The organism is Streptomyces coryli (assembly GCF_011044975.1).
Taxonomy (GTDB): Bacteria; Actinomycetota; Actinomycetes; order Streptomycetales; family Streptomycetaceae; genus Streptomyces; species Streptomyces coryli.
Window position 1 is genome coordinate 1 of the sequence record NZ_JAAKZV010000261.1, and the last position, 10,597, is coordinate 10,597.

Sequence of the window (10,597 nt, forward strand, 5' to 3'; positions counted from 1 at the left end):
GTTCTGGGGCGGCCAGGTCTGCCGAGGCTGCGGCGGCCGGGTCGGGCACGGTGGGGGCCACGGGCTGGGTCGTCGCCGGCGACACCGATGTGCCGGATGAGCCGCCGGCCGGGCTGCGGCTGCTGCCGTACTTCGACGCGTATGCCGTCGCTGGACAGCCGCGCGAGCTGCTCTTTCCCGGCCGCGCGTACGAGCGGGCGCTGGCGGGCGGGCAGGCGGGCAACTTCCCCGTGCTGCTCATCGACGGCACCGCCGCGGGCGTGTGGCACCAGCGCCGCTCCGGGCGCCGGCTGCACGTCACCGTGGAGCCGCTGGACCGCCTCACCGCGCCCCGTCTGCGGGAGCTGGAGGCGCAGGTGGAGCGGGTGGGCGAGATCCTGGAGGCGCGGGCGGAGCTCACCGTGGGCGAGGTGACGGTGGGCGCGCACGCTTAGGGCGCGTGGGCCGGGTGGGCGGGCTGCGGTCCTTCATGGGCTCGTGGCGTGGGCCGGCTGCGGTCTGTCACGGGCTCGGGTAGGCGACTGTGGTCTGCCGCCGGCTCTCATGGGGCGTCTATCGGGTGTTCGGCCTCTCCCAGGGCGTCGAGGATTTGTTGGCCGTACTTCGCGAGCTTGTTTTCGCCGACGCCGTTTACCGCGGACAGCTCCTCCATCGTGGTCGGCGGGGCCGCGGCGATCTCGCGCAGGGTGGCGTCGTGGAAGATGACGTAGGCCGGGACGCCCTGTTCCTTTGCCGTGGCTCCTCGCCAGGCGCGCAGTGCCTCGAAGACCGGGACGGCAGTCTCCGGCAGCTCGGCGGCCGCGGCGCTCTTGCCGCCGCCCCCGCTCTTGCGGCCCGACGATGTGCGCACCGGCTTCTCCGGCTCCTTGCGCATCGGCACCTCGCGCTGGCCGCCGAGCACCTCGCCGCTCGTGTCCGTGAGCACCAGCGTGCCGTAATCGCCCTCGACCGCGAGCAGGCCCTGCGCCAGCAACTGCCGCACCACCCCGCGCCATTCGCCTTCACGCAGATCCGTACCGATGCCGAAGACGCTCAGCCCGTCATGGTCGAACTGGACCACCTTCGCCGTCTTCTTCCCGAGCAGAATGTCGATGATCTGCCCCGCGCCGAACTTCTGCCGCCGTTCCCGCTGCAGCCGCACCACTGTCGACAGCAGCTTCTGCGCCGCGATCGTGCCGTCCCAGGTGGCGGGCGGGGCGAGGCAGGTGTCGCAATTGCCGCACGGGGCCGAGCCGCGCTGGCCGAAATAGTCCAGCAGCCGGACCCGCCGGCACTGCACCGTCTCGCAGAGGGAGAGCATCGCGTCGAGGTGGGTGCCGAGTTTGCGGCGGTGGGCGTCATCGCCCTCCGAGGTGTCGATCATCTTGCGCTGCTGCACCACGTCCTGCAGCCCGTATGCCAGCCAGGCGGTGGCCGGCAGCCCGTCCCGCCCGGCGCGACCGGTCTCCTGGTAGTAACCCTCGACGGACTTCGGCAGGTCGAGATGCGCGACGAAGCGCACATCCGGCTTGTCGATCCCCATCCCGAAGGCGATGGTGGCGACGACGATCAGCCCCTCCTCGCGGAGGAAGCGCGACTGGTGCGCGGCGCGCATGCCGCCGTCGAGCCCCGCGTGATACGGCACGGCCTCGATGCCGTTCCGCACCAGGAACTCGGCGGTCTTCTCCACCGAGGCCCGGGACAGGCAGTAGACGATGCCCGCGTCCCCGTCGTGCTCCTCGCGGATGAGCTTGAGCAGCTGCTTCTTCGGGTCGGCCTTGGGCACGATCCGGTACTGGATGTTGGGGCGGTCGAAGCTCGCCACGAAATGCCGCACCCGGCCGTCCGGCCCCGGCTCCAGGCCGAGCCGGCCGGCGATCTCCGTGTGCGTCGCTTCCGTGGCGGTCGCGGTGAGGGCGATCCGCGGCACATCGGGCCAGCGGGCATGCAGCTCGGACAGCGCGAGATAGTCCGGCCGGAAGTCGTGCCCCCACTGGGCGACGCAGTGCGCCTCGTCGATCGCGAAGAGCGCGATCTTTCCCCGGTCGAGCAGCTCGACCGTGCCCTGCAGCCGCAGCCGCTCGGGTGCGAGATAGAGCAGGTCCAGCTCGCCCCGCAGAAACTCCTGCTCGACCAGCCGCCGCTCATCCGGATCCTGCGTCGAGTTGAGGAAGCCGGCCCGCACGCCTGCCGTCCGCAGCGCGTCCACCTGGTCCTGCATCAGCGCGATCAGCGGCGAGATCACCACGCCCGTGCCCGGCCTGACCAGCGCCGGGATCTGATAGCAGAGCGACTTGCCACCGCCGGTGGGCATCAGCACGAGCGCGTCGCCGCCGCTGACGACATGCTCGATGATCTCCTCCTGCTCACCCCGGAACGCGTCATAGCCGAAGACGCGCTGCAGCACCTCGGCCGCCTCGCTCGCCGTATGCGCGGGGGCGGCCGCGGTGGTTTCGGGTGTCAGCTCAGAAGTCATGCGGGCAATGCTAGGAGAGCTCCAAGATCACTCGCTCCGGCCTGTGGATAACTCCGTGGGGGGCGGGGGTGGTCCTTGACATACGGGCCGTGAGCAGAGGCTGTGGTGCAGGCCGTGGGCATAGGCTGTGGTGCAGGCCGTGCACAGGCCGTGAGCGCAGCCCGTAAAGCATTTGACCAGGCTCGCCCGCCCATGCGGATCATTCCGGTATGCCCGAGCTCACGCAGCCCGCCATTCCGCCCGGCACCCTCACCGCCGGCCCGCAGCCTGCCCTCCCCGTGCCGGGCGACGGCGACCTCCATCTCCGCCCCTGGCAGGACACCGACGCTCCCGCCGTACTCGCCGCCTACCAGGACGAAGCGATCATCCGCTGGCACGCCCGCCGCCTGGACTCCGCCGACGAAGCCGCCGGCTTGATCAAACAGTGGCGCGACGGCTGGGCTGCCGGGACGGCCGCCCAGTGGGCGATCGCCCGTACGACCGACGATGCCTGCCTCGGCCGCATGGCCCTGCGCCTGATGGACCTCCACGAGGGCACCGCCGAGATCGGCTACTGGATCGCGCCGACGGCTCGCGGTACCGCGGTCGCCCCCCGCGCCCTGACGACCATGACGGAATGGGCCGTGGCCGCCGGCTTCCACCGCCTCGACCTCCTCCACTCCACGGGCAACGCGGCCTCCTGCCGCGTAGCCGAGAAGTCCGGCTACCCCCTGGAAGGCACCCGCCGCAGCTCAGCCCTGCACACCGACGGCTGGCATGACATGCACGTCCACACCCGCATCCAGGCGTAGTCGCCCGCTGCCCACGGCCCCGGGCATTGGGGTGATCCGCTACCCTGTCACTGGCCCCGCCTCCGTAGCTCAGGGGATAGAGCACCGCTCTCCTAAAGCGGGTGTCGCAGGTTCGAATCCTGCCGGGGGCACTGTGTCTGAGCAGCGCGTTTACCTCTCTCGGGTAGGCGCGCTGCCCTGTCGCGGAGTTATGCGACGCTGGCGGCGGTGGTGAGCTGTACTTGCTGGTGCGCCGCTCGGCCGCCCGGTGCCTGGCTGACCCGTGGGGTCAGCCAGGTCGGTGGGGTCAGCGGACGTCTACGCAGTCACCGGTGGCGGTGACCGGGGGCGTGGTGGTGGTGCCCTCGAACTTGTAGCGGTAGCAGCGGTCGGTGGTGGCGGTGCGGGTCTGCTTCTCGACGCCTGCCAGGCTGCCGGTTCCGGTGCTGTGGCTGCTGGTGGTGGCGTACGAGCCGGTCAGCGAACGCTCCTGGAGGCGGACGGTCTGCTGGGTGTAGCCCGCGTACTTGTAGGTGTCCCAGTTGGCGCGCTCCAGCTTGCCGGTGATCGTGATCGTCTTGCCCTTGGCGACGGGCTCGGGGGACGCGTTGTTGCTCAGCCGGGACCAGCGCTTGAGGTACCAGGTCTTGGCGTTGTCGGTGTCCACGTCGGTGGTCGCCTCGGTGATCGCGTAGAGGGAGATCTTCCAGGCGCCGGCATCCTCGTTCGTCAGGTCGCTCTGGGGGTCGATCTTGTAGGTGGCCGTGCAGCTGTGCGTGCCGTCACCGTTCGAAACGCAGGGCTCGGTGCCCGCATCGAACTGCTCGGAGTTGATCCACTGCTTCAGTCCGGTGTCGGTGTCGGTGCCGCGCCAGATCGACGCGTCGCTCCCGTAGAGCGTCGACCCGCCGCTGACCGTCCACTTCACGGTGATCGTCTGCGTGTTCGTCGTCCCGACCTGGGCGCTGTTGCCGCCGTTGACGGTGATGCCGGAGACTTCGGTGACGTCGGCAGTGCTCGCGCGGGTCTTGGGCGCTTCGGCCTTCGCCTCCGACGCGTCGGCGGCCGCGGCCTTGCTCTGCTCCAGCGCCTTGGCCGCGTCGGTCCCGCCCGCAGTCGCGGACGGGGTGACGAGCAGGCCGACGGCGAGCCCGGAGGCGGCCAGTGCGCTGACGCCCAGGGTCACCTTCTTGCCGGGCGTGAACTTCTTGCGGGAGTGCTGGGACATGAGGCGGCTCCGTTACGACTATCGACGGGCGGATGCAGGTCGCAGACGGGCGGACCCTGATCACGCACGGCCGTGGCGGCCGCACAGTCTTGATCGGCGAGGAGGTGAATAGGTTGTACGTGCGCGACAGTCGAGGTGTGTGAGGTGCGTCACCTGCGTTGGCGTGTCGCGCGGGGGGTTGTGTCACGGGGCGTGGGGTCCTCGGTACGATGCGCGCCCTGCGCCGCCACGCGCGGGGGCGGGCCGCGAGCGCCTGCGAGCCGAACGCGTCACCCGCGACGCAGATTTCGCGGCGAAGCGCGCTGACCGTCGGCATCACCCTGCAGCCGGACGTCCTCACCGATCTCGCCCCGGCCCCTGCTGTCCGCGGCTGCGCCATGGATGCGGTCCGGTAGCGTGCGCACGGTCATTCGACCGGGGAGCTTGTAGCTGATGCCTGTACGTAGGACCGCCCTTGCCGCCACTGCCGCTGCCATGGCCGCAGTCGCGGCGCTGAGCCTCACCGCCTGCGGGAGCGATGACCGCGAGCCGGGCAAGCCGGCAGGTCGGGCCGAGGGGACGGAGGACTCGAAGAAGGCGCCGGAGTCCCCCAAGGCGGCCGAGACCCCCGCCAGCCCGGTGAAGGGTGTGGATCTCGGGCTGCCGAAGGAAATGAAGCTGGCCTTCGACTTTCCCTTGACGGGTGACAAGGGCAAGGACGCGGCGCTGCGGGATGCGGAGGACTTTGTCCGGAGCATCTACAAGGGGGTGGCCGAGCAGTCGGCGGATGATCCGGCGCACCACATGTATGCGCGGGAGGACGGTCTGCTGTACGCGAGGGATCAGATCGCTCGGCGCGTCGACAAGGGGCAGACCGCCACCGGCCTGCGGCGCCACTACCGGGCCGAGACCAAGGAGAGCTCGAACGGCACGGGCTTCGAGGTCAGCTTCTGCCTCGATGAATCGGCCTTCTTCACCAAGGACGCGAAGACGGGCAAGGTCTTCAAGCTCAAGCCGAGCATCGAGGACTACAGCCGCTATCGGGTGGTGATGACGGAGGTCCCGAAGCTGCCTGGCGCCTTCCAGGCCTCGAAGGTCGACGTCGAGCAGGGCGTTGCGAGCTGCAAGGGATGAGGCGTTGCACAACGCCTCATCCCTTGCAGCTCAGCTCTCCCTGATTGTCTCGGCTACCTGCGCCGGTGAGGTCTGCCAGGGAGCTCCATGGCCGGGGAGGACCCAGGACGCCTCCAGGCCGGTGATCTTGTCCAGGGAGGCCAGGGCTTCGGTCGGGTTGTCCGTGAAAGGGGCCGGCTGGGGGCCGGTGCGGCCGGTGAGTACGTGGCGGGTGGTCAGGGCGTCGCCGACGAAGACCGCGTCGGCGATGGGGATGTACACGGCCACGCTGCCCGGGGAGTGGCCCGGCATGCCCACGATCGCCGGTTTGCCGGGGAGGTCCAGGACGTCGCCGTCGTGGATCTCGGTGACCTCGGCGAGGTAGCGGGTCCGCAGGCCGTTCTTGCTCAGGGAGTAGCCGAAGAAGCGCAGCGTGGGTCCCAGTCGCATGGGGCCGAACGCGGTCTTGGGCTTGTCGCCGGTGCGGGCGCGGGCGGCGTCGGCGGTGTGGACGTACACCGGTACGCCGTGCTCGCTGCGGAGGCGTTCGGCGAAGCCGATGTGGTCGGAGTCGCCGTGGGTCAGGACGAGTCCGCGGATGTCGTCCAAAGACTTGCCCAGGGAGTCGAGTTCGCGCTGCAGGTCTTTCCAGTGACCTGGGAGGCCGGCGTCGACGAGGGTGATTCCGTCGGGGGTGTCGATGAGGTAGCACGCCACCACATCGTTGCCGAGGCGGTGCAGATGAGGTGCGAGTTTCATGAGCCTCTCCCGAGGATGAGGTCTTCGAAGTGGCGGCCAACCTATGTCGGGTCGGAGTGCGGGCGCCATCGCTTATGGCCCTCCCTCGTCCGGCACTTGCAGCTCGAAGGCGCTCCGGAGGGCTGAGCAAGCGAGCCCGGTCGAGCGGGGAATGCGTGCGGGTTGGGCGCGAGGGTTCTGTGTGGGCGTGGGCGCGTCTACGCTGGTTGCCACGCCCCAGCCCCCGGCATCGTGATGAGCCCAGCTCCGTCAAGTGGCCGCTGCCGATCGGGGAGCATGTCTTGAAGGCGACGAATGCGCGGTTGACCAACTGCCGCCCGGAGCAACGGGCCGCATCGGTGGATGACCGCGCGCTGGCGGCGGAGAATGCCCGTCTGCGGGCGGAGAACGAGCACTTGCTGCGCGCGATGGTCAGCCGGCCGGTCATCGACCAGGCGCGCGGCATGCTGATGGCACTGGCGCCGTGTTCCAGTGAACGAGCCTGGCGGCTGTTGGTCGACGTCTCGCAGCACAGCAACGTCAAGCTCCGCGAGGTCGCCGCGGACCTCGTCGCGAGCATGGAGGGCCGGGAGCTCCAGCAGGCGGTGCGGCTTGAACTGCGGCGCGAGCTTGCGCTCCTCCGCAATGCTGCTCCGCGCTGATCCCCAGTCGCTGACCCCCAGCGCTGATCCCCCTTGACGGTACGTCGCGTCGACAGGGCGGCACCGGAGGCTGTCTGCTCAACCGCCGGCGCCTTCGTCCCAGCAGGCCTGCAGCAACGCAGGTGCCGGGTAGCCCGGCCCGCGAGCAGCAAACCTGGGCCGGATGTCGGCTGCCCCCCAACCCGCGGCTCTGCGATGCTGACTGGGCGTCAGCTCATTGGACGGGCCCGTTGGGGGAGTCGGATGACTCAGGAGCGGAGCAAGGGCGTCTATGTATATCCGTTCGCGGCGGGGGAGCACGGCTCGGCGCCGCCCGTATACGAGGAGATGCGCGGGCGCTGTCCGATGGCCGAGGCGCGGTTGCCCAGCGGTGATCAAGTGTTGATGGTGACGTCGTACGACGACGTGCGGCAGGTGCTCTCCGACCCGCGCTTCAGTCGCGGTTTGCTGCTGGAGCCGGGGGCGCCGCGGATTCTCGCCGAGGGCGGGGACTTCGGCGGGCATCCGGAGGACCTGGTCAATATGGATCCGCCGGAGCACACGCGGCTGCGGCGCATTCTGCAGCCGGCGTTCACCGTGCGGCGGGCCGAGAAGTGGCGAGGCCACATCCGGGGGATCGCCGAGGAGCTCATCGACGGCGTGGTCGCCGCCGGGCCGCCCGCCGATCTCCTCGACGCCTTCGCGTTTCCGCTGCCGGTGCGGGTGATCTGCCGGGTGCTCGGCGTGCCCGCCGACGATGTCGAGCAGTTGCGCGCCTGGTCGGACACGATGCTGTCGGTGACGCCTGCCGGGGGCGAGGAGCGGGAGCGGTCGGCGGTCGAGTTCGGCACGTATGTGTACGGGCTGGTCGAGGCGCACCGGAAGCAGCCGGTGGCGGATCCGCTGGGTCTGCCGGAGCTGCCGGACCTGCCGGATCTGCTGCACGACCTCATCGACGCCCACGACGAAGGCGACCGGCTGAGCGAGATGGAGCTGATCCGTACCGTCTGCGGGCTGATCGTGGCCGGACACGAGACCACCGCCAACTCCATCGCCCGCGGAATCCTCACGCTGCTCCGTCACCCGGAGCAACTGGCCGCTCTGCGGGCGGACTCCGGGCTGCTGCCCGGCGCCGTCGAGGAGATCCTGCGAGCCGAGATCCCCGGTCACTACGGCCTGCTGCGGATGGCGCGGGAGGACGTCGAGCTGCCGTCCGGCGGCGTGGTGCCGAAGGGGCGTGGGGTGCTGCCCTCGATGGCCGCGGCCAACCTCGACCCGGCGCACTTCGCCGACCCCTCCGCCCTCGACATCCGCCGCGCGGACAGCCGCCATCTCGCCTTCGGCCACGGCACGCACTTCTGCCTCGGCGCGAACCTCGCGCGCGTCGAACTCCAGGAGGCCCTGCGGGCCTTCCTCGCCCGCCTGCCGGATCCGGCCCTCACCGTTGACCCGGCCGAGCTCACGTGGGGCACGGACAGCAGGGTGTGCCGGGTGTCCGAGGTGCCGGTGACGTGGGGCCGGTGACGGCGGGCCGATGACGGCGGGCCTTGATTAATACAGTTCTGTCGTATCTCTGGGCAACTCCCTTACCTGTTGGTAGCTTTCGGCTGCTTTACCTGTGAGTAACACCCAGCAGTGATCCCTGTGAACCCCATTCACGAGCCGAGGGAGTCATGCCCAAACCCGCCATCCGGCACCTCGCGACCGCGGTCGTCACCGCGCTTGCCCTCACGTCCGCCCCGGCCGCGACCGCCCAGCCGACCCCGAGAGCGGCAGCCACCGCCGACAGCTTCTACACCTACGACGGCAGCAAGCCCCTCTCCTCCTACGAACCCGGCGACGTCCTCAAAACCCGCACGCTGCAGTACCACGTCGTCGGCATCCCGACCCCGGTGCGGGCCACCCAGCTCCTCTACCGCACCACCGACGCCCAGGGCCGCCCCTCCGCCGGCGTGACCAGCGTCGTCCGCGGCGTGGGCAGCGACGGCAGCAAGGCGGTCTCGTACCAGTCGGCGTACGACTCCCTCAATCCCGAGCACGGGCCCTCCCGCGCCATCGCCGGCGACGTCAGCCTCGGCGGGCTGCTGCCCAATGCCGAATCGCTCGTGCTGGTGCCGTTCCTGCTGCAGGGTTACGACGTCATCGTCCCGGACACCGAGGGGCAGACCGCGAACTTCGCCGCAGGGCCTGAATACGGGACCACCACGCTCGACTCCCTCCGCGCCGTGAGCAAGGCGAAGGAGACCGGGATGAGCGACGCGACCCGCTTCGGGCTGATCGGCTACTCCGGCGGCGCCATCGCCACCCACTGGGCGTCCGCGCTCGCGCCGAAGTACGCGCCCGACATCAACCGCCGGCTCGTCGGCTTCGCCGAGGGCGGGCTGCTCGTGGCGCCCGCGCACAACCTCAAGTACGTGGACGGCAGTACGGTCTGGGCCGGCGTCATCCCGATGGCGCTGATCGGGGCGGCCCGCGCGTACGACATCGACCTCAAGCGCTACATGAGCGACTACGGCCGCACGGTCTACGAGAAGCTCGAGCACGCGTCGATCGTCAACGCCCTCGGCCAATACCCCGGCCTGACCTGGAAGAAGCTCGCCAAGCCGGAGTTCGCGAACCCCAACTCGGTGCCCGAGTTCGTCGATGCCGTGAACAAGCTCAACCTCGGTGAGGCACCCACCCCGACGATCCCCGGCTATATCGCTCAGGGGGACGGGGGCGTCCTGGAGGGCACCCCCAGCAATCTCCCGGGCATCGGTACCGGCGACGGCGTCATGGTCGCGGGGGATGTGCGGGCGCTGGCCCGGCAGTACTGCGACAAGGGCAATACGTCGATCAAGTTCAAGCAGTACGAGACGCTCAGCCACGTCGGCGCCACCGTCCCCTGGGCCCCCGTCGCCCTGGACTGGCTGAACGACCGCTTCGCGGGCAAGACCCCGCCGTCCAGCTGCGGGCAGATCCCGGCGGGGAACTCGCTGGCACCGGAGGAGCACGCACCGGCGGGCTGACGGACGGGCCCGCGCGGCCCGGCCCCGGCCTCCCCGAAGCGAGGCGCTAAGCACACCTCCCCCACACCGCCCACGCCCGCGCCGTCAGCGCGATGGAGCCGTCCGCCTGACGCGGCACGGTCGCGTCGAAGCGGTCGCGCAGCTGGTCGCGGGTGGCGCGGGGGAGCGCCGCGAGGTAGCCGGGGGCCGGGCCCTGGCCTGCCAGGAAGGGGGCCCAGAGGTCGTTGAAGTCGTCGAAGCGGGTGGGGACTTCGATCGGCGCGACCGACACCTCCGCCAGCCCGGCCTCCTCCCACACCGCCCGTAAGCGCTCCGGCCGGCACACCGGAAACCGGGCCCCCTCATCCCGCGCCGCCGCCGCGGGATCGACCGTCGCCGCGGCGTCCCAGAAGCGGCGCAGGAAGCCCATGCCCTCCGCGTAATCCCAGACATACGCCGCCGCCTGCCCGCCGCGCCGCACCGCGCGCCGTAGCTCGGCGGCGGCCGCGGCCGGGTCGGGGACGAAGTTCAGCGCCAGGCCGCTGACCGCCAGGTCGAACGCGCCGTCGCGCACCGGCAGCCGCATCGCGTCGCCCACGACGAAACGGAACGGTCCGCCCTCGCCCGCGGCCGCCGCCGAGCTACGGCGCGCGGTGCGGCGCGGCGGGCAGGCGGCGGCGTATGTC

General features: G+C 70.6%; 10 protein-coding genes and 1 tRNA gene. 7 read left to right on the forward strand and 4 right to left on the reverse strand.

Annotation, left to right across the window (positions count from 1 at the left end; translation table 11 throughout):
- A partial coding sequence (locus G5C51_RS35220) for a DNA glycosylase AlkZ-like family protein (RefSeq protein ID WP_165243775.1) occupies positions 1-434 on the forward strand: 434 nt, incomplete at its 5' end.
- A gap of 107 nt (positions 435-541) precedes the next feature.
- Here G5C51_RS35220 and recQ read toward each other — a convergent pair.
- A complete protein-coding gene (gene recQ, locus G5C51_RS35225) occupies positions 542-2,455 on the reverse strand; it encodes a DNA helicase RecQ (protein WP_165243777.1) in 1,914 nt (637 codons plus the stop codon).
- Positions 2,456-2,664: 209 nt separating this feature from the next.
- Between recQ and G5C51_RS35230 the strand changes: the two genes are divergently transcribed.
- Entirely contained in the window at positions 2,665-3,246 is a 582-nt protein-coding gene (locus G5C51_RS35230) for a GNAT family N-acetyltransferase (RefSeq protein ID WP_165243779.1), read from the forward strand.
- Positions 3,247-3,304: 58 nt separating this feature from the next.
- Positions 3,305-3,377 (forward strand) — tRNA-Arg (locus G5C51_RS35235).
- Positions 3,378-3,532: 155 nt separating this feature from the next.
- Here G5C51_RS35235 and G5C51_RS35240 read toward each other — a convergent pair.
- On the reverse strand, positions 3,533-4,453 hold the full coding sequence (locus tag G5C51_RS35240) for a calcium-binding protein (protein WP_165243781.1): 921 nt from the start codon (positions 4,451-4,453) through the stop codon (positions 3,533-3,535).
- Between the two features lie 474 nt (positions 4,454-4,927).
- Between G5C51_RS35240 and G5C51_RS35245 the strand changes: the two genes are divergently transcribed.
- Entirely contained in the window at positions 4,928-5,566 is a 639-nt protein-coding gene (locus G5C51_RS35245; RefSeq protein ID WP_165243783.1) for a hypothetical protein, read from the forward strand.
- Positions 5,567-5,596: 30 nt separating this feature from the next.
- On the opposite strand, the gene G5C51_RS35250 is transcribed toward G5C51_RS35245, so the two are convergent.
- The gene (locus G5C51_RS35250; RefSeq protein ID WP_165243785.1) at positions 5,597-6,304 is read right to left on the reverse strand and encodes an MBL fold metallo-hydrolase; all 708 of its coding nucleotides are present in this window, start codon (positions 6,302-6,304) and stop codon (positions 5,597-5,599) included.
- Between the two features lie 281 nt (positions 6,305-6,585).
- Between G5C51_RS35250 and G5C51_RS43405 the strand changes: the two genes are divergently transcribed.
- The 3 genes from G5C51_RS43405 to G5C51_RS35265 all read left to right on the forward strand — a co-directional run bounded on the left by G5C51_RS43405 (position 6,586) and on the right by G5C51_RS35265 (position 9,932).
- Positions 6,586-6,945, forward strand: a complete 360-nt coding sequence (locus G5C51_RS43405; RefSeq protein ID WP_240930137.1) for an ANTAR domain-containing protein — start codon at positions 6,586-6,588, stop codon at positions 6,943-6,945.
- 243 nt (positions 6,946-7,188) lie between these two features.
- Positions 7,189-8,448: a cytochrome P450 gene (locus tag G5C51_RS35260; protein WP_165243788.1), complete on the forward strand. Its 1,260-nt coding sequence runs from the start codon at positions 7,189-7,191 to the stop codon at positions 8,446-8,448.
- Between the two features lie 149 nt (positions 8,449-8,597).
- A complete protein-coding gene (locus G5C51_RS35265) occupies positions 8,598-9,932 on the forward strand; it encodes a lipase family protein (protein ID WP_165243790.1) in 1,335 nt (444 codons plus the stop codon).
- A gap of 46 nt (positions 9,933-9,978) precedes the next feature.
- Here G5C51_RS35265 and G5C51_RS35270 read toward each other — a convergent pair.
- Positions 9,979-10,597 (reverse strand): methyltransferase domain-containing protein (locus G5C51_RS35270; RefSeq protein ID WP_165243792.1); only part of this gene is annotated, 619 nt, incomplete at its 5' end.